At 61.6% G+C, this 21,235-nt stretch carries 18 protein-coding genes; 7 read left to right on the top strand and 11 right to left on the bottom strand.

What is annotated here, in order from left to right:
- Nucleotides 1-8 precede the first annotated feature (8 nt).
- The 9 genes from bamA to rpsB form a co-directional block, all read right to left on the bottom strand.
- Entirely contained in the window at nucleotides 9-2,399 is a 2,391-nt protein-coding gene (bamA, locus tag AC1RGE_RS13305) for an outer membrane protein assembly factor BamA (protein WP_492584439.1), read from the bottom strand.
- Between the two features lie 74 nt (nucleotides 2,400-2,473).
- Nucleotides 2,474-3,826: a sigma E protease regulator RseP gene (gene rseP, locus AC1RGE_RS13300; protein WP_011059531.1), complete on the bottom strand. Its 1,353-nt coding sequence runs from the start codon at nucleotides 3,824-3,826 to the stop codon at nucleotides 2,474-2,476.
- A gap of 49 nt (nucleotides 3,827-3,875) precedes the next feature.
- Entirely contained in the window at nucleotides 3,876-5,066 is a 1,191-nt protein-coding gene (gene ispC / locus AC1RGE_RS13295) for a 1-deoxy-D-xylulose-5-phosphate reductoisomerase (RefSeq protein ID WP_053149254.1), read from the bottom strand.
- Nucleotides 5,063-5,869 (bottom strand): phosphatidate cytidylyltransferase, encoded by an 807-nt coding sequence (locus AC1RGE_RS13290; RefSeq protein WP_011059529.1) that lies wholly within the window; start codon nucleotides 5,867-5,869, stop codon nucleotides 5,063-5,065. The genes ispC and AC1RGE_RS13290 overlap by 4 nt, the downstream gene beginning before the upstream one ends.
- Nucleotides 5,869-6,624: a polyprenyl diphosphate synthase gene (gene uppS, locus AC1RGE_RS13285; RefSeq protein ID WP_011059528.1), complete on the bottom strand. Its 756-nt coding sequence runs from the start codon at nucleotides 6,622-6,624 to the stop codon at nucleotides 5,869-5,871. Before uppS ends, AC1RGE_RS13290 begins: the two co-directional genes overlap by 1 nt.
- A gap of 15 nt (nucleotides 6,625-6,639) precedes the next feature.
- Nucleotides 6,640-7,197, bottom strand: a complete 558-nt coding sequence (gene frr / locus AC1RGE_RS13280; RefSeq protein WP_011059527.1) for a ribosome recycling factor — start codon at nucleotides 7,195-7,197, stop codon at nucleotides 6,640-6,642.
- The gene (pyrH, locus tag AC1RGE_RS13275; RefSeq protein ID WP_011059526.1) at nucleotides 7,194-7,937 is read right to left on the bottom strand and encodes a UMP kinase; all 744 of its coding nucleotides are present in this window, start codon (nucleotides 7,935-7,937) and stop codon (nucleotides 7,194-7,196) included. Before pyrH ends, frr begins: the two co-directional genes overlap by 4 nt.
- A gap of 209 nt (nucleotides 7,938-8,146) precedes the next feature.
- Nucleotides 8,147-9,013, bottom strand: coding sequence for a translation elongation factor Ts (tsf, locus tag AC1RGE_RS13270; RefSeq protein ID WP_011059525.1), 867 nt, complete (start codon nucleotides 9,011-9,013; stop codon nucleotides 8,147-8,149).
- A 203-nt stretch (nucleotides 9,014-9,216) separates the two neighbouring features.
- Nucleotides 9,217-9,954: a 30S ribosomal protein S2 gene (rpsB, locus tag AC1RGE_RS13265; protein WP_011059524.1), complete on the bottom strand. Its 738-nt coding sequence runs from the start codon at nucleotides 9,952-9,954 to the stop codon at nucleotides 9,217-9,219.
- A gap of 408 nt (nucleotides 9,955-10,362) precedes the next feature.
- On the opposite strand from rpsB, the gene map reads away from it, so the two are divergent.
- From map to dapC, 3 genes are read left to right on the top strand one after another with little or no spacing between them, the layout of a single operon-like run.
- On the top strand, nucleotides 10,363-11,145 hold the full coding sequence (map, locus tag AC1RGE_RS13260; RefSeq protein ID WP_011059523.1) for a type I methionyl aminopeptidase: 783 nt from the start codon (nucleotides 10,363-10,365) through the stop codon (nucleotides 11,143-11,145).
- A gap of 48 nt (nucleotides 11,146-11,193) precedes the next feature.
- Nucleotides 11,194-13,896 (top strand): [protein-PII] uridylyltransferase, encoded by a 2,703-nt coding sequence (locus AC1RGE_RS13255; protein WP_011059522.1) that lies wholly within the window; start codon nucleotides 11,194-11,196, stop codon nucleotides 13,894-13,896.
- A gap of 38 nt (nucleotides 13,897-13,934) precedes the next feature.
- Nucleotides 13,935-15,134 (top strand): succinyldiaminopimelate transaminase, encoded by a 1,200-nt coding sequence (gene dapC / locus AC1RGE_RS13250; RefSeq protein WP_492584437.1) that lies wholly within the window; start codon nucleotides 13,935-13,937, stop codon nucleotides 15,132-15,134.
- 55 nt (nucleotides 15,135-15,189) lie between these two features.
- Here dapC and AC1RGE_RS13245 read toward each other — a convergent pair whose 3' ends face one another.
- Complete coding sequence (locus AC1RGE_RS13245) at nucleotides 15,190-16,836, bottom strand: Na+/H+ antiporter (RefSeq protein ID WP_015634329.1); 1,647 nt, start codon at nucleotides 16,834-16,836, stop codon at nucleotides 15,190-15,192.
- Between the two features lie 237 nt (nucleotides 16,837-17,073).
- Between AC1RGE_RS13245 and AC1RGE_RS13240 the strand changes: the two genes are divergently transcribed.
- The 4 genes from AC1RGE_RS13240 (at nucleotide 17,074) to AC1RGE_RS13225 (ending at nucleotide 20,193) form a co-directional block, all read left to right on the top strand.
- Nucleotides 17,074-17,436 carry an ArsC family reductase gene (locus AC1RGE_RS13240; RefSeq protein WP_492584435.1) on the top strand — a complete coding sequence of 121 codons (363 nt, stop codon included), beginning with the start codon at nucleotides 17,074-17,076 and terminating at the stop codon, nucleotides 17,434-17,436.
- 33 nt (nucleotides 17,437-17,469) lie between these two features.
- Nucleotides 17,470-18,504, top strand: coding sequence for a 2,3,4,5-tetrahydropyridine-2,6-dicarboxylate N-succinyltransferase (gene dapD, locus AC1RGE_RS13235; protein ID WP_011059518.1), 1,035 nt, complete (start codon nucleotides 17,470-17,472; stop codon nucleotides 18,502-18,504).
- A gap of 76 nt (nucleotides 18,505-18,580) precedes the next feature.
- The gene (locus tag AC1RGE_RS13230) at nucleotides 18,581-19,786 is read left to right on the top strand and encodes an aminotransferase class V-fold PLP-dependent enzyme (protein WP_019093666.1); all 1,206 of its coding nucleotides are present in this window, start codon (nucleotides 18,581-18,583) and stop codon (nucleotides 19,784-19,786) included.
- On the top strand, nucleotides 19,783-20,193 hold the full coding sequence (locus tag AC1RGE_RS13225) for a SufE family protein (RefSeq protein ID WP_011059516.1): 411 nt from the start codon (nucleotides 19,783-19,785) through the stop codon (nucleotides 20,191-20,193). Before AC1RGE_RS13230 ends, AC1RGE_RS13225 begins: the two co-directional genes overlap by 4 nt.
- An 82-nt stretch (nucleotides 20,194-20,275) precedes the next feature.
- On the opposite strand, the gene tcdA is transcribed toward AC1RGE_RS13225, so the two are convergent.
- Complete coding sequence (gene tcdA, locus AC1RGE_RS13220; RefSeq protein WP_019093667.1) at nucleotides 20,276-21,097, bottom strand: tRNA cyclic N6-threonylcarbamoyladenosine(37) synthase TcdA; 822 nt, start codon at nucleotides 21,095-21,097, stop codon at nucleotides 20,276-20,278.
- Between the last annotated feature and the right edge of the window lie 138 nt (nucleotides 21,098-21,235).

Genomic DNA, 21,235 nt, shown 5'->3' with positions numbered 1-21,235 from the left:
TCAGGCTGTTAGAAAGTCTGACCGAGAGAGAATTGGAACACCTGAGTTTCAGCGTCATCCGGTTTCTTGATCGGCATTGCCAGGGCGAAGCTCAATGGACCCAGAGCGGTGACCCAAGTCACACCGACACCCACCGAACTGGCCAGATTGCTCAGGCTGATATCGTTGCACTGCGTTTTCACGTTCGACGCCGCAATGGTGTTGGACGTGGATTCGCAACGAGAGTTGAAGACGTTACCCACATCCCAGAACAGGGACGTACGCAGGGAACGCTGATCCTTGACAAACGGCAGCGGGAACAGCAACTCGGCACCACCCTGGATCAATACGTTACCGCCGAATGGCAGTGGATCCTGATCCGGGTCCCTGGCTGTACCAGCGTTGCCGGTTACAGCTACACCACGGCTCGGGGTACTGCGTGGGCCCAGGGTGCTGTCCTTAAAGCCGCGAACCGAGTTGAAACCACCAGCATAGTAATTCTCGTAGAACGGCAGCCCCTTGGTATCACCAAAGCCGTCGCCATAACCCAGCTCGGTATGGAAGCGCATGGTGTAGTTCTCGCTCAATGGCGTGAACAGTTGGCCACGGTAGTCGAGCTTGAAGAACGACAGGTCGCTGCCAGGGATAGTGGTTTCCAGCACCAGGCTTTGCGAGTGACCGCGGGTCGCCAATACGCCTTTGTTCAGGGTCGATTCGGACCAACCGGCCGACGCCTTGAAGTTCAGGTAGTTGTCGCCCTGCTTGTTCACGAAGTCGAAGATTTCGTCGACGGTGTACAGGCCGGTCTTGATCTTGTCCTGCTGTGCAGTCAAGCCGAAGGTCAGGCGCGAAGTCTCGCTGATCGGATAGCCCACGCTCACGCCGGCACCCAGGCTGTCCACCGCATAGCTTGCCACGTCGACGTCGAGGTCTTTGTAGTCAGTGGTGCGATAGAAGGCGTTGTAGCCCAGGCTCACGCCATCGGCGGTCCAGTAGGGGTCTACGTAGCCGAAGTTGTAGCGGCTCTGGTATTCGCTGCGGGTCAGGCCGATGCTGACCTTGTTACCGGTACCCAGGAAGTTGTTCTGGGTGATCGAACCACCGAGGATCAGGCCCGCGCTCTGGGCAAAACCGACGCTGGCGGTGATCGAACCGGACGCTTGTTCTTCAACCGCGTAGTTCACGTCTACCTGGTCATCAACACCCGGCACGGCCGGGGTCTCGACGTTGACTTCCTTGAAGAAACCCAGGCGCTCAAGGCGAGTCTTGGATTGATCGATCAGGTAGGTCGAAGCCCAGCCGCCTTCCATCTGGCGCATCTCGCGGCGCAGCACTTCGTCCTCGGACTTGGTGTTGCCACGGAAGTTGATGCGGTTGACGTAAGCACGCTTGCCCGGGTCCACCACAAAGGTGATGTCCACGGTGTGGTCTTCATCGTGAGGCTGAGGCACGCCGTTGACGTTGGCGAAGGTATAACCCTCGTTGCCCAGGCGGCGAGTGATGAGTTCGGAAGTGGTGGTCATCAGCTTGCGCGAGAACACCTGGCCCTTCTCCACCAGCAGCAGCGCCTTGACCTGGTCTTCAGGGACTTTCAGGTCACCGCTGAGCTTCACGTCACGAACGCTGTACTTCTCGCCTTCGTTGACGTTGACGGTAATGTAGACATGCTTCTTGTCCGGGGTGATGGACACCTGGGTCGAGGCGATATCCATGTTGATATAGCCGCGGTCCAGGTAGTAGGAACGCAGGCGCTCCAGGTCACCGGAGAGTTTTTCACGGGCGTACTTGTCGTCGTTCTTGAAGAACGACAGCCAGTTGGTGGTCTTGAGTTCGAACAGACCGATCAGGTCTTCATCGGGGAAGACGGTGTTGCCTACCACGTTGATGTGCTGGATGGCTGCGACTGTGCCTTCGTTGATCTTGACCTTCAGGCCAACCCGGTTACGTGGCTGCGGCACGACTTCGGTTTCAACGCTGGCCGAGTAACGACCCTGAGCGACGTATTGACGCTGCAGCTCGTTGCGCACGCCTTCGAGGGTCGCGCGCTGGAAGATTTCACCTTCCGCCAGGCCGGACTGCTTGAGCCCTTTCATCAGGTCGTCAGTGGAGATCGCCTTGTTGCCTTCGATCTCGATACTGGCAACCGACGGACGTTCGACTACCGTGATGACCAGGACGTTGCCATCGCGGCCCAGCTGGATGTCTTGAAAGAAACCGGTTTTGAACAGCGCACGAGTGGATTCCACCAGGCGACGGTCGTCCGCCTGCTCGCCGACGTTCAACGGCAAGGCACCAAAGACGCTACCCGCGGAAACGCGCTGGAGGCCGTTGACGCGGATATCGGAGATAGTGAAGGACTCGGCGTGAACTTCGGCGATCATCAATACGGTGAGAACCGCAGTTAGCAGCAGACGTTTCATGAAGTCCTTTCTTATTCCAACTGGCAATAAACAAACTGCCGCAAAATGCGGCAGATTCGCAATTCAGCGAAGCGTTACAGACGACCCAGATCGTTGACCAGAGCAAGCAACATGACTCCGACCACCAAGCTGATACCGATCTGTATCCCCCAACCTTGCACCCGATCCGACAAGGGACGACCACGCGCCCACTCGATCAGATAAAACAGCAAATGCCCCCCATCCAGCACCGGGATGGGCAACAAATTCAGAACACCCAGGCTAATACTCAGATAAGCAAGGAAATTCAAGAAATCAGCAATGCCCGACTGGGCAGAAGCGCCCGCCACTTTAGCAATGGTTATCGGTCCACTCAAGTTTTTTACCGAGAGCTCGCCGAACAACATTTTCTTCAGCGATTCGAGGGTCAGAACGCTCATGGTCCAGGTCCGTCGGGCCCCTTCACCAATCGCCTCCAACGGCCCGTAGCTGACCTCGCGAAGCATCTGCGGCGGCCAATCTACCGCTTTCACCCCGGCCCCCAGGTAGCCATTTGGCGCTTTGCTTTCACCGCGGCTGGCCAAGGTCACGGGGACGTCGATTTGAGCACCATCGCGCTCGACATGCAGCACAATTTTCGTATCAGGGTGCACACGGACCCAATCCACCACTTGCTGCCAGTCATTGAGGGGCTGGCCATCAAGGGCCAACAGACGATCGCCGGTCTTCAGGCCAGCGGCCTGGGCCGGGCCCTTGGGGTCAAGTTCAGCCAGCACCGGCGGCAGGGCCGGACGCCACGGACGAATGCCCAGGGAGCGAATCGGATCCGGCTCATCAGCCCCTTTCAACCATTTATCCAATTCCAGCTGGCGTGGCGAATCCACAGTGGCGCCCTGCTCACGCACCAGCACCTGCAGCGCACCGCTTTCACCCAGGCGCCGCACCAGTTGCAGGTTCACGGCCGCCCAGCCGGTAGTCGGCTCGCCGTCGATGGCGACGATTTCCTGGCCGGCACTGAGCCCGGCCTTGGCAGCAATACTGCCAGCCTCTACATCACCGATGACCGGCCGCACCTGCTGGCTGCCCAGCATCGCCAGGGCCCAGAAAAACACCAGTGCGAGGAGGAAGTTGGCAATCGGACCGGCAGCAACAATCGCGATACGCTGGCGAACCGACTTGCGGTTGAAGGACTGATCGAGCTCCTCGGCAGCTACCTCGCCTTCACGCTCATCCAGCATCTTCACATAGCCGCCCAGCGGGATAGCGGCGATGACGAACTCGGTGCCGCGACGATCATGCCAGCGCAGCAAGGGCATGCCAAAGCCCACGGAGAAGCGCAGAACCTTGACGCCACAGCGACGGGCGACCCAGAAGTGACCGAATTCATGGAAGGTGACCAGCACACCCAGGGCTACCAGGGTGCCGACAATCATATAGAGCGCGCTCATCTACTTTCTCCGCAATCCTATTCGCCGCCACTCGCCCCGGTCGCGAATCCTATCGCCCGTTACGCTGCAACCATTGTTGCGCCAGGACTCGAGCCCTGGCGTCTGCCGCAAACACTGCGTCGAGTTCATTGACTGCGACCACAGGCTCACGGGTTAAAACCTCATCGATGATACTCGCGATCTCCGGGTAGCGGATGCGCCGCTCGAGAAACGCCGATACCGCCACCTCATTGGCCGCATTCAGCATGGCCGGAGCGCTGTTACCCGCCTCGGCAGCTTGCCGTGCCAGGCGCAGGCAAGGGAACCGCTGCTCGTCGGGTGCCTGGAAATCCAGGCGAGCAATGGCGAACAGATCCAGCGGCGCTACACCGGAATCAATGCGCTCCGGCCAGGCCAGGGCATTGGCGATCGGGGTGCGCATATCCGGATTACCCAACTGCGCCAGGACCGAGCCATCGACGTAATCCACCAGCGAGTGGATCACGCTTTGCGGGTGCACCACCACTTCAACCTGGGAAGGCCTGGCATCAAATAGCCAGCAGGCCTCGATCAGCTCCAGCCCCTTGTTCATCATGCTTGCCGAGTCCACGGAGATCTTGCGCCCCATGGACCAGTTCGGATGGGCACAGGCCTGTTCGGGGGAAACATGCTCAAGCTCTTCCAGAGGCGTCTGACGGAAAGGACCGCCCGAAGCCGTCAGAAGAATACGTCGCACACCGACCCGACTCAGCCCGCGGGAAAAATCCGCGGGCATGCATTGAAAGATCGCATTGTGTTCACTGTCGATAGGCAACAGCACGGAACCACTCTTGCCCACTGCCTGCATGAACAGCGCGCCAGACATCACCAGCGCTTCCTTGTTGGCCAACAGGATCTTCTTGCCGGCCTCAACCGCCGCCAGAGTCGGGCGCAGCCCCGCCGCCCCGACAATCGCCGCCATCACGGCATCGACTTCCGGAGCCGAGGCCACCTCGCACAACCCCTGCTCCCCCACCAGCACCTGGGTAGCCAGGCCGGCGGCGCGCAAATCTTGCTGAAGGCGGCTGGCGGCCGCGGCCTCGGGCACCACCGCAAAACGGGGCTCATGCTTTACGCACAACGCCAGCAACTCGGCCAGACGCGTGAAGCCCGTCAGGGCAAACACTTGATAACGATCCGGATGACGGGCAATCACATCCAGGGTGCTCAGACCGATAGAGCCGGTAGCCCCCAGAACCGTGATCTGCTGTACAGCAGTCACAGCGCAGCCATCCACAACAGCACGGCAAACACCGGAATGGCCGCGGTCAGGCTGTCGATGCGGTCCAGCACCCCACCATGACCGGGCAACAGGTTGCTACTGTCCTTGATACCCGACTGGCGCTTGAACATGCTCTCGGTCAGGTCGCCGACCACCGAAATGAATACAACGATCGCTGCACCCAGCAGCCCCAGGATCATCTGCCCCAGGGTCCAGTCACGCACCAGCCCCACCACCGCGGTGATCACCAGGCTCAACGCCAGGCCGCCGTACACGCCCTCCCAGCTCTTGCCCGGGCTGACCTGGGGCGCCAGCTTGCGCTTGCCGAAGGCCTTGCCGGAGAAGTAGGCACCGATATCCGCGCCCCACACCAGCACCATCACCGCCATGATCAACCAGTTGCCCAGTGGCAATTGCTTGATGAACACCAGCCCTTGCCAGGCCGGCAGCAGAATCAGCAGGCCGATCAACAATTTGGGTGCGGCACCGGACCATTGCTCGCTGGAACGCGGATAGGTCAGCACCAGGTAGGTCGCCAGCGCCCACCACAGCACCGCAGCCCCCAGCACCCAGGGCGCAACGCCCGGAACCAGATGCATCAGGAACAACAGCGCCGCCACCACCACGGCGAAGGCCACCCGAGCCGGCTGCGCCTCGAAGCCCGCCAGGCGCGCCCATTCCCAAGCACCGAGGCTTACTACCAGGCCGATGAACAGGGCGAACCCCGAGCCTTCGAGCAGGAAGAACCCGCACAAGGCGATCGGCAGCAGGATCAGCGCAGTAATGATTCGTTGTTTAAGCATTAAACCCGGGCTCCAGCCTCGACCTGCTCGCTCGTCTTACCGAAGCGCCGCTGGCGAGATGCGTAATCGGCCAATGCGTTACGCATGGCTTCGTGTTTGAAGTCCGGCCAGAACAGGTCGGAGAAATACAGCTCGGCATAGGCCAGCTGCCACAACAGGAAATTGCTGATGCGATGCTCGCCACCGGTCCGGATGCACAGGTCCGGCAGCGGCAGGTCGCCGGTCGCCAGGCAGGTCTGCAGCAGGCCCGGAGTGATGTCCTCGGGCCGCAGATGCCCGGCCTGGACCTCGCGCGCCAGGCGTTGGGCGGCCTGAGCGATATCCCACTGGCCGCCATAGTTGGCGGCGATCTGCAGGATGAAACGATCACTACCCGCGGTAATGGCCTCCGCTTCGCGCATCGCCGCCTGCAACTCGGGATGGAAGCGTGAACGATCGCCAATGATCCGCAGGCTGATGTTGTTCTCGTTGAGGCGCTTGGCTTCACGACGCAGGGCCTTGAAGAACAGATCCATCAAGGCACTGACTTCGTCAGCCGGGCGCTGCCAGTTTTCACTGGAAAAGGCAAACAGGGTCAGCACCTCGACCTTGGCCTCAGCGCACACTTCGATCACTGCACGTACCGCATCGACACCCGCCTTATGCCCGGCGACACCCGGCATAAAGCGTTTTTTTGCCCAGCGGTTATTACCGTCCATGATGATCGCCACATGGCGCGGCACCGAGGACAACACAGACTGCTTGGTCTTTTCCATGAAAACGCCTGACCCTTATACGGCCATCAAGTCCTTTTCTTTTTCCTCAGTCGCCTTGGCGATCTGAGCTTCAAAGTCCTTGATCAGCTTATCGATTTCGGCGCTGCCACGGCGCTCTTCGTCTTCGCTGATTTCCTTGTCCTTGGTCAGCTTCTTCAACTCACCCAGGGCATCGCGGCGAATATTGCGCACTGCAACCCGCGCATCCTCGGCGGCAGCACGCGCCTGCTTGGTGAAGCCCTTGCGGGTTTCCTCGGTCAGCGGTGCCATCTTGATCAGCAGCAGCTCACCCAGGTTGGTCGGATTGAGGTTAAGACCGGCACTGCCGATGGCCTTGTCGATGGCTCCGAGCATATTGCGCTCGAACGGCACTACCTGCAGGGTCTGGGAGTCCTTCACGGTAACGTTGGCAACGCCACTCAACGGTGTGTCGGTACCGTAGTAAGGCACCATCACACTGCCCAGGATGCTGGGGTGAGCCTTGCCGGTGCGAATCTGGCCGAATGCATGGGCCAGGGACTCCAGGGATTTCTTCATGCGCTCTTGAGCGTCTTTCTTGATTTCGTTGATCATTGCTCGCCTTCCTCGATCAGGGTTCCTTCAGCGCCACCATGCACGATATTCAGCAGGGCGCCGGGCTTGTTCATGTTAAATACCCGCAGCGGCATCTTGTGGTCGCGGCACAGGCAGATTGCCGTCAGGTCCATCACTCCCAGCTTGCGATCCAGCACTTCATCGTAAGTCAGATGATCGAACTTCTCGGCATGCGGGTCCTTGAACGGGTCTGCAGTGTAAACACCATCGACCTTGGTTGCCTTGAGCACCACGTCGGCATCGATCTCGATAGCGCGCAGGCAGGCTGCGGAGTCGGTGGTGAAGAACGGGTTGCCGGTACCGGCCGCGAAGATCACCACCTCTTTGGAGTTCAGGTGGCGCATCGCCTTGCGACGGTCATAGTGATCGGTCACGCCGACCATGGAAATAGCCGACATCACGATGGCCGAGATATTCGCACGTTCCAGTGCATCACGCATGGCCAGGGCGTTCATCACAGTGGCCAGCATGCCCATGTGGTCGCCCGTGACCCGATCCATCCCGGCCGCGCTCAATGCAGCGCCGCGGAACAGGTTGCCACCACCGATCACCAAGCCTACCTGGACGCCGATACCAACCAGCTGGCCGACTTCCAGCGCCATGCGATCCAGCACCTTGGGATCGATCCCGAACTCTTCCGAGCCCATCAGGGCCTCGCCGCTAAGCTTGAGTAGAATGCGTTTATAGCGAGCTTGATAACCACTGCCCTGCTGAGCCATTGCGAATCTCTCCTGCGGCGTATTTAAAAAATTCTTTGCGGGCTGTTTACAGCCTGCGTTCACTCTAGCTTGACGCTGTCACAGCGCCATCAGAACACGACTTTGTAAGGCGGTTCCGAGGATAAACAACTAAATTACCCTGCCCATTTGAAAAGAGGCTGCGCGCGTGAGCGGGCAGCCTCTTCTGGGCGACAGTTGAAAAAACCGTCTTACTGTTGCTTGGCAGCAGCCAGTTGTGCAGCAACTTCTTCGGCGAAGTTGTCTTCTTTCTTCTCGATGCCTTCACCTACCGCGAAACGGGTGAAGGAAACGATTTCAGCGCCGCCTTTCTTGGCCAGAGCACCTACGGTGATTTCTGGATCCTTGACGAAAGCTTGCTCAACCAGGCTGGCTTCGGCCAGGAACTTGCTGATACGACCAGCGATCATTTTTTCAACGATTTCGGCTGGCTTGCCTTTCATCTTGTCTTCGTTCAGCTGCAGGAACACAGCCTTTTCACGCTCGATCGCTTCAGCCGAAACTTGCGATGGCAGCAGGAACTCAGGGTTGCTGGCCGCTACGTGCATGGCGATGTCTTTGGCCAGTTCAACGGAACCGCCTTTCAGAACAACCGCAACACCGATCTTGTTGCCGTGCAGGTAGGTGCCGACCACGTCGCCTTCAACGCGAGCCAGACGACGGATGTTGACGTTCTCGCCAGTCTTGCCAACCAGGATCAGGCGCGCAGCTTCTTGAGCTTCGATCAGCGGAGCGGCGTCAGTCAGCTTGTCAGCGAAAGCCTTTTCCACGCTAGCGGCAACGAATGCCTTGAAATCGTCCTGCAGAGCCAGGAAGTCGGTCTGCGAGTTGACTTCCAGCAGGACAGCGGCTTTACCGTCGTCCTTGATGGCGATAGCGCCTTCAGCAGCAACGTTGCCTGCTTTCTTGGCAGCCTTGATGGCGCCGGAAGCACGCATGTCATCAATGGCTTTTTCGATGTCGCCGCCGGCCTTGGTCAAGGCCTTTTTGCAATCCATCATGCCTTCGCCGGTACGCTCGCGCAGTTCTTTGACCAACGCTGCAGTAATCTCTGCCATTTTCAAAATCCTCTTGGATAGGTTTTCAACCATTCCACCCGATCGAACGGGCGCTCAATTCTTGGGCATTGCCCCGAAACCACTTCATAACAGCCCCGCATTACAGAAACTGTTGGGGCGCGACGACGAAATGATTTTCGAGTTGGCAAAAAGGGGGCCAAGCCCCCTTTTTGCGTGCTGAGTCAACGCTACGCGTCAGTTACTCAGGCTTCAGCCGCCGGTGCTGCAGCTTCTTCGAACACTTCGGTGCCGCCAGCAACGTTGTTGCGACCACGGATCACAGCGTCAGCCATCGAACCCATGTACAGCTGGATGGCGCGAATGGCGTCATCGTTGCCTGGGATGATGTAGTCAACGCCTTCCGGGCTGCTGTTGGTATCGACAACGCCGATGACCGGGATGCCCAGCTTGTTGGCTTCGGTGATCGCGATGCGCTCGTGGTCAACGTCGATCACGAACAGTGCGTCAGGCAGGCCGCCCATGTCCTTGATACCACCCAGGGAACGATCCAGCTTTTCCAGATCGCGAGTGCGCATCAGCGCCTCTTTCTTGGTCAGCTTGGCGAAGGTGCCGTCTTCTGCTTGCACTTCAAGGTCACGCAGACGCTTGATGGAAGCACGGATGGTTTTGTAGTTGGTCAGCATGCCGCCCAACCAGCGGTGATCGACGTACGGCGAACCGCAACGTGCTGCTTCTTCAGCAACGATCTTGCCAGCGGAACGCTTGGTGCCGACGAACAGAATCTTGTTTTTGCCCTGGGCCAGACGCTCTACGAAAGTCAGAGCTTCGTTGAACATTGGCAGGGTTTTTTCAAGGTTGATGATGTGGATCTTGTTGCGCGCGCCGAAAATGTACTTGCCCATTTTCGGATTCCAGTAACGGGTTTGGTGACCGAAGTGCACACCGGCCTTCAGCATATCGCGCATGTTGACTTGGGACATGATAGTTCCTTAATTAAGTCGGGTTAGGCCTCCACGTATCCCAATGACCAACCAACAGCTTGTGCTGAGGGCACCCAGGTCATCGTGTCGACACGTGTGTGGGTTTGAGCTTTTCGGGGCATCCCCGGAAAGCGGCGCATTTTATACCACAGCAAGGGCAAAAACGGAACCCGGATTCACACTCGGCGATCCGCAGGCATTTTGCCCGCCTCTTGGAATCGGTCCAGAATGCACCATTGTATAGAGAGAAGCGCCAGCAGAACCTCAGATTTGCGCTGAGCCTCTGTTAGAATCGCACCTTTGCGGCTTTTGAAAACCTTGCTGGCCCATCGTAGGCCAAGCCTTGCGCATGCGGGTTTTCGAGCCATTTCCGTGTTTATCGCGCCCCTGGGCGTCAAGAGAGCCTGTATGACCGTCACCCTCAAAACTCCCGAGGACATCGCCAAAATGCGTGTCGCCGGCAAACTGGCCGCCGACGTGCTGGAAATGATTGCCGAGCATGTCAAACCCGGTGTCACCACCGAAGAACTGGACCGCATCTGCCATGACTACATCGTCAATGTGCAGGGTGCGATCCCTGCCCCGCTGAACTACAAGGGCTTCCCCAAATCCATCTGCACCTCGATCAACCACGTGGTGTGCCACGGCATTCCCAACGAGAAGCCGCTGAAGGATGGCGACACCCTGAACATCGATGTGACCGTCATCAAGGACGGCTACCACGGCGACACCAGCCGCATGTTCCACGTCGGCACCGTGCCGGTCTGGGCCGAGCGCCTGTCGCAGATCACCCAGGAATGCATGTACAAGGCCATTGAACTGGTGAAACCGGGCTGCCGCCTGGGCGACATCGGCGAAGTGATCCAGAAGCACGCGGAAAAGAACGGTTTCTCGGTGGTTCGCGAGTTCTGCGGCCACGGCATCGGCAAGGTGTTCCACGAAGAGCCGCAGATCCTGCACTACGGCCGTGCCGGTACCGGCATGGAACTCAAGGCCGGCATGACCTTCACCATCGAGCCGATGATCAACCAGGGCAAGGCCGACACCAAGGTCCTGGGCGACGGCTGGACCGCCATCACCAAGGACCGCAAGCTCTCCGCGCAGTGGGAACACACCCTGCTGGTGACCGAGACCGGCTACGAGATCTTCACCCTGCGCAGCGATGACACCATCGCCCGGGTATCTGCCTGATCCACAACGCTGCGTCCCGACCTTATAGATAGAAAGGAAAGCCAATCGATGCCGCAGGTGGACCCCGAACTCTTCGACCGCGGCCAGTTCCAGGCGGAACTGGCCCTGAAGGCCAGCCCTATCGCCGCCTTCAAGAAGGCCATCCGCCAGGCACGGGAAGTGCTGGATACGCGCTTTCGCAGTGGGCGGGAGATCCGCCGGCTGATCGAAGACCGCGCCTGGTTCATCGATAACATCCTGCAAAAGGCCTGGGACCAGTTCAGCTGGAGCGAAGACGCCGACATCGCCCTGGTGGCGGTCGGCGGCTACGGTCGCGGCGAGCTGCACCCCTATTCCGACATCGACCTGCTGATCCTCCTGGACAGCGCCGACCACGAAATTTTCCGCGACTCCATCGAACGCTTTCTTACCCTGCTCTGGGACATTGGCCTGGAAGTCGGGCAAAGCGTGCGCTCGGTGGACGAATGCGCCGAACAGGCGCGGGCCGACCTGACGGTGATCACCAACCTGATGGAAAGCCGCACCATTGCCGGCCCCGAGCACCTGCGCCAGCGCATGCTGCAAGTGACCAGCACCGAGCACATGTGGCCGAGCAAGGATTTCTTCCTGGCCAAGCGGGCCGAGCAGAAGGCCCGCCATCACAAGTACAACGACACCGAATACAACCTGGAGCCCAACGTCAAAGGCTCGCCGGGTGGGTTGCGGGACATCCAGACCATCCTCTGGGTCGCGCGCCGCCAGTACGGCACCCTGAACCTGCGGGCCCTGGCCGGCGAAGGCTTCCTGGTGGAAAGCGAAAACGCGCTCCTGGCCTCGTCCCAGGAGTTCCTGTGGAAGGTCCGCTACGCGCTGCACATGCTCGCGGGGCGCGCCGAGGACCGCCTGTTGCTCGACCACCAGCGCTCCATCGCCACCCTGCTGGGCTTCGAGGGCGAAGATGCGAAACAGAGCATCGAAAGCTTCATGCAGCAGTACTACCGGGTGGTGATGAGCATCGCCCAGTTGAGTGACCTGATCATCCAGCACTTCGAGGAGGTGATCCTCGCCCCCGAGGACGAAGCACCGCCACAGCCGATCAATGCGCGTTTCCAACTGCACGACGGCTACATCGAGGCGATCAACGACAACGTATTCAAGCGCACGCCGTTCGCCATGCTGGAGATCTTCGTGCTGATGGCCCAGCACCCGGAAATCAAGGGCGTGCGCGCCGACACCATCCGCCTGCTGCGCGAACACCGGCACCTGATCGATGACGACTTCCGCCACGATATCCGCAACACCAGCCTGTTCATCGAGCTGTTCAAGTGCGAAATCGGCATCCACCGCAACCTGCGGCGGATGAACCGCTACGGCATTCTCGGACGCTACCTGCCGGAGTTCGGCTTCATCGTCGGGCAGATGCAGCACGACCTGTTCCACATCTATACCGTGGACGCCCACACGCTGAACCTGATCAAGCACCTGCGCAAAATGCAGTACACGCCGATCTCCGAGAAATTCCCGCTGGCCAGCAAGCTCATGGGCAAGCTGCCCAAGCCCGAGCTGATCTACCTGGCCGGTTTGTACCACGACATCGGCAAGGGCCGTCATGGCGACCACTCGGAAATCGGCGCCGTGGATGCCGAAGCCTTCTGCGTGCGCCACCAGTTGCCGCAGTGGGATACCCGGCTGATCGTCTGGCTGGTGCAGAACCACCTGGTGATGTCCACCACGGCTCAGCGCAAGGACCTGTCCGACCCGCAGGTGATTCACGATTTCGCACAGATCGTGGTCGACCAGACCCGCCTCGACTACCTCTACGTACTGACCGTCGCCGATATCTACGCCACCAACCCGACGCTGTGGAACTCCTGGCGCGCCAGCCTGTTGCGCCAGCTCTACACCGAAACCAAGCGAGCCCTGCGCCGCGGCCTGGAAAACCCGGTGGACCGCGAAGAGCAGATCCGCCAGACCCAGAGCGCCGCCCTGGACATCCTGGTGCGCAACGGCACCGACCCGGACGAAGTGGAACAACTCTGGTCCCAACTGGGGGACGACTACTTCCTGCGCCACACCGCCGGCGACGTGGCCTGGCACAGCGACGCGATCCTCCAGCAGCCGGCCGATGGCGGGCCGCTGGTGCTGATCAAGGAAATCACCCAGCGCGAGTTCGAGGGCGGCACCCAGATCTTCATCTACGCCCCGGACCAGCACGACTTCTTCGCGGTGACCGTGGCCGCCATGGACCAGCTCAACCTGAACATCCATGACGCGCGCATCATCACCTCCAGCAGCCAGTTCACCCTCGACACCTACATCGTCCTGGACAACGACGGCGAATCCATCGGCAACAACCCGCAGCGAGTCGAGCAGATCCGCAAGGGCCTGACCGACGCCCTGCGCAACCCCGACGACTACCCGACCATCATCCAGCGCCGGGTGCCGCGCCAGCTCAAGCATTTTGCCTTCGCCCCCGAGGTGACTATCCACAACGACGCCCAACGCCCGGTGACCGTGCTGGAACTCAGCGCCCCGGATCGCCCGGGTTTGCTGGCGCGGATCGGCAAGATCTTCCTGGAGTTCGACCTGTCGCTGCAGAACGCCAAGATCGCCACCCTGGGCGAGCGCGTGGAAGACGTGTTCTTCATCACCGATGCGCACAACCAGCCCCTGTCCGACCCCCAGCTGTGCAGCCGCTTGCAGGATGCGATCGTCGAGCAGTTGAGCGTCAGCCACGAACCGACTATCGAAATGACCCGCCTGAGCATCTGACGGGTCCGAACTACCGCTTTGAGTGAGATACCGCCTCCATGAACAACGCTCTGAACCAGTTGCAGCCCTACCCGTTCGAAAAGCTGCGCGCCTTGCTCGGCACCGTGACGCCCAACCCGGACAAGCGCGCCATCGCCCTGTCCATCGGCGAACCCAAGCACCGCTCGCCAAGCTTTGTCGCCGAAGCCCTGGCCAGCAACCTCGATCAGATGGCGGTCTACCCCACCACCCTGGGCATCCCGGCCCTGCGCGAAGCCATCGCCGGCTGGTGCGAACGGCGCTTTGGCATGCCCGCGCTCTGGCTCGACCCGGCGCGCAATGTACTGCCGGTCAACGGCACCCGCGAAGCGCTGTTCGCCTTCACCCAGACCGTGGTCAACCGCGGCGAAGATGCCCTGGTGGTCAGCCCCAACCCCTTCTATCAGATCTACGAAGGCGCGGCCTTCCTCGCCGGGGCCAAGCCGCACTACCTGCCGTGCCTCGACGAAAACGGCTTCAACCCGGACTTCGACGCCGTGCCGGCGGAGATCTGGCAGCGCTGCCAGATCCTCTTCCTGTGCTCGCCGGGCAACCCCACCGGCGCGCTGATCCCGCTGGACACCCTGAAGAAGCTGATCGCGCTGGCCGACGAGCACGACTTCGTGATCGCCGCCGACGAGTGCTACAGCGAGCTGTACTTCGACGAACAGACACCGCCCCCGGGCCTGCTCAGCGCCTGCGTCGAACTGGGCCGCAAGGACTTCAAGCGCTGCGTGGTGTTCCACAGCCTGTCCAAGCGCTCCAACCTGCCGGGCCTGCGCTCGGGCTTCGTCGCCGGTGATGCCGAGATTCTCAAGGGCTTCCTGCTGTACCGCACCTACCACGGCTGCGCCATGCCGGTGCAGACCCAACTGGCCAGCGTCGCCGCCTGGAACGACGAAGTGCACGTGCGCGCCAACCGCGCCTTGTACCGGGAGAAATTCGACGCGGTGCTGGCGATCCTTGCGCCCGTGATGGATGTGCAGCGCCCGGACGGCAGCTTCTACCTGTGGCCGAACGTGGCCGGGGATGACGCAGCCTTCTGCCGCGACCTGTTCGAACAGGAGCATGTGACCGTGGTTCCGGGCTCCTACCTGTCGCGGGATGTGGACGGCACCAACCCGGGCGCCGGCCGGGTACGCATGGCGCTGGTAGCGCCGCTGGCGGAATGCGTGGAAGCCGCGGAACGGATTCGCGATTTCGTGCTGCGTCGCGCTTGAGGTCTTTAGCCGGCAAGCCGGCTCCCACAGCAGGAGCCGACTGCCGGCGAACGCCTCACTTCACCTGCCCCAGATTGGCCTCGCTCATATCCAAGTCGGCCAGTACTTCGCGTAGCACATCGTCGCCAATCTGATGCTGGCGGCTCAGCCGATACAGCTCCAGCCGTTGCGCACGCAGGGCCTTGATCCGCAGGCGCCGCTCCAGCAAGTCCATCTGGAACGCCAGGGCCTGGGCCTCGGCGGAATCGTTGTAGACCTCCAACTGATGCCGGTACTCGGCCATCAAGCGCCCCTTGAGTTCGGTGGCCAGGGCCGCCTGGGCAGCATCCGGGGTCTCACCGGTGTCAGCCACTTCTTCGGCTTCCAGGGCATGGATCGCCGCTTCGGCAGTCTTGCGCCAGGCATCCCGCACTTCCCCACGGCGCTTGTCGTCAGGGCTCTTCACAATGCCGCGCAGCAGCAGCGGCAGGGCAATGCAGGCCGCCACCAGGGACAGCAGGATCACCCCGGCAGCGATGAAGATCAGCAGGTCGCGCTCCGGAAAGGCTTCGCCGGCACCGAGAAACAACGGTACCGACATCACACCGGCCAGGGTTACCGCCCCGCGCACTCCACCCACGGTCAGCAACCAGCAGGAACGGGCGGTCGGTACCAGGGTCAATTCGCCCTTGCCGCGCCAGCGCCGCAGCAGGCCGGACAGGCGCCAGATGCTCTGCACCCAGATGAAACGCAACACCAGCAGCACCAGGAAAATCGCCACCACATCCAGGCAACGGTAGAACAGGGTCGGCCACAGCGAGGTCTCGTGACTGACCACGGCCTTGATGATGTCCGGCAGCTGCAACCCCAGGAGCAGGAAGATCAGGCCGTTGAAGGCGAACTCCAGCAGTGACCAGACGCTGCGATTGAGCAGCCGGGTGCTGGTCTGGCGCGGCAGCAGGTCGAGCCAGCTCTGCATCATCCCCGCCGCCACCGCCGAGAGAATGCCCGAGGCCCCAAGGCGCTCGGCCAGCACATAGGCGGCGAACGGCAAAAGCAGCATGAACACCACGTGGGTCGCCGGGTCATCCCAGCCTCGGGCGATCATCCAGGCCCGCAGGCGCCCCACCAGCCAGCTCAGTGCCACCCCGACCGCCAGGCCGCCCACCGCCACCAGGACGAAGGTCAGGCTGGCGTTGGCCAGGGAGAACACCCCGGTCACCGCCGCTGCCAAGGCGAACTTGAAGGTCACCAGGCCCGAGGCGTCATTCATCAGCGCCTCCCCCTGGAGCATGTGCATCAGGGGCGTGGGCAAGCGGTTCTGGGAAATCGCCGATACCGCCACGGCGTCGGTGGGCGAAAGCACGGCGGCCAGGGCAAAGGCCACCGGCAACGGAATGCTCGGCAGCAGCCAATGGATGAAGTAGCCGGCGCCCACCACGGTGAACAGCACCAGCCCTACTGCCAGGGTCAGGATCGGCCCGCGCAGGCGCCAGAATTCGCGCTTGGGCATGCGCCAGCCATCGGAAAACAACAGCGGCGGCAAGAACAGGAAGAGAAACAGCTCCGGGTCCAGGGCCACGTGCAACCCCAGGGTCGGCCAGGCCAGCAAGGCGCCGGCGGCAATCTGCACCAGGGGCAGCGGCAGTGGAATCACCCGTCCGACAAGACGCGAGAGGCTCACCAGCATCAGCAGGATGAGGACGGTATAGGCGGTTTGCATAAAGCGGGCTTCCCGATCTGAAACTTCAAAGCAGACACACAACGGCGGCAGGAATTCACCGCAGAAGTGCCATATTAGCCGCTTAAGCTGCGTTTACGCCGCTGCACAAAAGTCGCAACGGCGCCCGGGCGTGGAAACACAATGCGACAAAGCCCCGCAGCAGCCGACGCCGAATCGGCGCGGTCGTGGCATAATCCGTGACCTTTCATCTCCAGCATCTCCAAAGGGGGCAATTCCTTGACCGCTTCAAGCAAAACGTTGCACCTTTTCGGCATCAAAGCCTGTGACACCATGAAAAAGGCGCGCACCTGGCTCGATGAACACGCTGTCAGCTATGACTTCCATGATTACAAAACCTCCGGCATTGACCGTGAGCACCTGAATCAGTGGTGCGACGAGCACGGCTGGCAGGTGGTGTTGAACCGCGCGGGCACGACCTTTCGCAAACTCGATGACGAAAGCAAAGCCGATCTCGACCAGGCGAAAGCCGTTGAACTGATGCTCGCGCAACCTTCGATGATCAAGCGCCCGGTGCTCGATCTCGGAGACAAGACCCTGATTGGCTTCAAGCCAGAGCTTTACGCAGCGGCGCTCAAGTAAGCCTGCTCAATCAATTTCGCAAGAGGTAACTGCATGTCCACTACCCTGTTCAGCCTGGCATTCGGTGTCGGCACCCAGAACCGTCAAGGCGCTTGGCTGGAAGTGTTTTACGCATCGCCCCTGCTCCAGCCTGCAGCTGAAATCGTCGCTGCCGTAGCGCCGATCCTCGGCTACAGCGAAGGCAACCAGGCCATCACGTTCACCACCGCCCAGGCCGCGCAAATGGCCGACGCACTGAAAAGCATCGACGCCACCCAGGCCGCCCTGCTGACCCGCCTGGCCGAAAGCCACAAGCCGCTGGTAGCGACCCTGCTGGCCGAAGATGCCCAACTGACCTCCACTCCAGAGGCCTACCTCAAGCTGCACCTGCTGTCCCACCGCCTGGTCAAGCCGCACGGCCTGAGCCTGGCCGGCGTGTTCCCGCTGCTGCCGAACGTGGCCTGGACCAGCCAGGGCGCCATCGACCTCGGCGAGCTGGCCGAGCGTCAACTGGAAGCCCGCCTGCGCGGCGAGCTGCTGGAAGTGTTCTCGGTGGACAAATTCCCGAAAATGACCGACTACGTGGTGCCGAGCGGCGTGCGTATCGCTGACAGTGCGCGGATCCGCCTGGGCGCCTACATCGGCGAAGGCACCACCGTGATGCACGAAGGCTTCGTCAACTTCAACGCCGGCACCGAAGGCCCGGGCATGATCGAAGGCCGGGTTTCCGCAGGCGTGTTCGTCGGCAAGGGGTCGGACCTGGGCGGCGGTTGCTCCACCATGGGCACCCTGTCGGGTGGCGGCAACATCGTGATCAAGGTCGGCGAAGGTTGCCTGATCGGCGCCAACGCCGGTATCGGCATCCCGCTGGGCGACCGCAATACCGTGGAGTCGGGCCTGTACGTGACCGCCGGCACCAAGGTGGCGCTGCTGGACGAGAACAACCAACTGGTCAAAGTGCTCAAGGCCCGGGAACTGGCCGGCCAGCCGGACCTGCTGTTCCGTCGCAACTCGGAAACCGGCGCCGTGGAGTGCAAGACCCACAAGTCGGCCATCGAGCTGAACGAAGCGCTGCACGCTCACAACTAAGCAGCGATTCGGTTTCACTGGAACCGGTCGGGCGCTTATCATCGGCGCCCGGCCTGTTCAAACGAGTTCTGCCACCATGCTTGTAGCCTCCCCCTGGCGCGCCGACTTCCCGGCCATCGCCGCCCTGCATCGCCAGGACCAGACGTACCTGGACAACGCCGCCACCACGCAAAAACCCCAAGCCCTGCTGGACGCGCTGGCGCACTACTACGCCAATGGCGCGGCCAATGTGCATCGTGCGCAACACCTGCCGGGCGCCCACGCCACCCAAGCGTTCGAAGACAGCCGCAGCAAGGTCGGCCAATGGCTGAATGCCGGTGACAGTGGGCAGATCGTCTTCACCCACGGCGCGACCTCCGCGCTGAATCTTCTGGCCTACGGCCTGGAGCACCAATTTTCCCCGGGCGATGAAATCGTCATCAGCGCCCTGGAGCACCACGCCAACCTGCTGCCCTGGCAGCAACTGGCCCAACGTCGCGGGCTCAAGCTGCTGGTCCTGCCCCTGGACCCGGACGGCCTGATCGACGTCGACGCGGCAAGCCGCTTGATCGGCCCGCGCACCCGTTTGCTGGCGGTGAGCCAGCTGTCCAATGTGCTTGGCGCCTGGCAACCCTTGACCCCACTGCTGGCCATGGCCAGGGCCCAGGGCGCACTGACGGTGATCGACGGCGCCCAGGGCGTGGTCCATGGCCGCCACGATGTGCAGGCCCTGGGCTGCGACTTCTATGTGTTCTCCAGTCACAAGCTGTACGGCCCGGATGGGGTCGGCGTGCTGTTTGGCCGTCATGCAGCACTCAAGGGCCTGCGCCACTGGCAGTTCGGCGGTGAAATGGTCCAGGACGCCGATTACCAGCACGCCAGCTTCCGCCCCGCCCCCCTGGGGTTCGAGGCCGGTACACCGCCGATTGCCGGGGTCATCGGCCTGGGTGCCACCCTGGATTATCTCGCCGGCCTGGATCAGCAAGCACTGGCCGACCAAGAAGCAGCGCTGCACGCCTACCTGCTGCACGGCTTGCAGGCGCGCAATGGCATCCGCCTGCTGGGCTCGCCGCAAGTGGCCCTGGTCAGTTTTGTCGTGGATGGGGTGCACAACGCCGACCTGGCGCACCTGCTGACCGAACAAGGCATTGCCGTACGCGCCGGGCACCACTGCGCCATGCCGCTGATGAAGAGCCTGGGGTTGGCCGGAGCGATTCGCGTGTCATTGGCGCTGTACAACGATTCCGAGGACCTGGAGCGTTTCTTCGAAGCCCTGGATCAGGCCCTGGAGCTGCTGCGATGAGCCTGCCGGCGGATGCCGTCGCCGCCCTGGAGATTTTCCAGGGGGCTGCCGGCTGGGAACAGCGGGCGCGCCTGCTGATGCAATGGGGCGAGCGCCTGCCGCCCCTGAGCGAGGCCGACCAGGTCGAGGCCAACCGGGTGCACGGCTGTGAAAGCCAGGTCTGGCTGGTGGCGGCCCTGGAAAACGGTCATTGGCAGTTTGCCGCGGCCAGCGACGCGCGGCTGATTCGCGGGCTGGTGGCCCTGCTCCTGGCGCGGGTCAATGGCCTGACGGCACAGCAGTTGCGGGAAGTGGACCTGGCCGACTGGTTCAACCAGTTGGGCCTGTCGCGCCAACTCTCGCCTTCACGCAGCAATGGCCTGAACGCCGTCTTGCAACGCATGAGCGAACTGGCCAGCGCCCCCTAACTCCGTAGGAGCCTGCTTGCTGGCCAACAGGCCCATAAGCCTTGCACCCTCCTCGCGGCCCTCTTCGCTGGCAAGCCAGCTCCTACGGGGCGGCGGGCTTGCTGCGCTCCGACGGGCGGCGCACGCCGGCGACAATCTTGTCCACTGCCTTGGTCGCCGCCACCATGCCGAAGGTCGCGGTCACCATCATCACCGCGCCAAAGCCGCCGGCACAGTCGAGCTTGACGCCATCGCCGACAAAACTCTTCTGCAGGCAGATGCTGCCGTCCGGCTTCGGATAACGCAGCTGCTCGGTGGAAAACACGCAAGGCACGCTGTAGTGCCGGGTTACGGTGCGCGAGAAACCGTAGTCGCGGCGCAGGGTGGACCGCACCTTGGAGGCCAACGGGTCATTGAAGGTACGGTTCAGGTCGCAGACCTGGATCAGCGTCGGGTCGATCTGCCCCCCCGCGCCGCCGGTGGTGATGATCTGGATCTTGCGTCGCTTGCACCAGGCAATCAGCGCCGCCTTGGCATTGACACTGTCGATGCAATCGATCACGCAATCGATGTCTGGGGTGATGTACTCGGCCATGGTCTCGCGGGTGACGAAGTCCGCCACCGCGTGCACCCTGCAGCCCGGATTGATGCCCCGCAGGCGTTCGGCCATGACCTCGACCTTGGGCTTGCCCACAGTGCTGTCCAGCGCGTGCAACTGGCGGTTGCTGTTGCTGACGCAGACGTCATCGAGGTCGAACAGCGAGATCTCGCCCACCCCGCAACGGGCGATGGCTTCCGCCGCCCAGGAACCGACCCCGCCGACTCCGACGATCGCCACATGGGCCGCCCGCAGCCGCTCCAGGCCTTCAATGCCATACAAACGGGCGACGCCGGCAAACCGTGGATCTTCTGTACTCATGACCATCACCTAAAAAACCGGCGCGCATTATAGGGCCTCAACGCGACAAGTTTTAACCTTGAAGCTACAAGTAAAGAACTTAAACCCGAATACAGTGCCCAAGGTCTGGCTTTCCTCTGTGCGCTGTACGCTCAGTTGAGGGCC

It is taken from the genome of Pseudomonas sp. GW823-FHT02C05 (genome assembly GCF_058797595.1).
The sequence above is the reverse complement of the archived record's forward strand: the minus strand, read 5'-3'. Positions and strand labels throughout refer to the sequence as shown.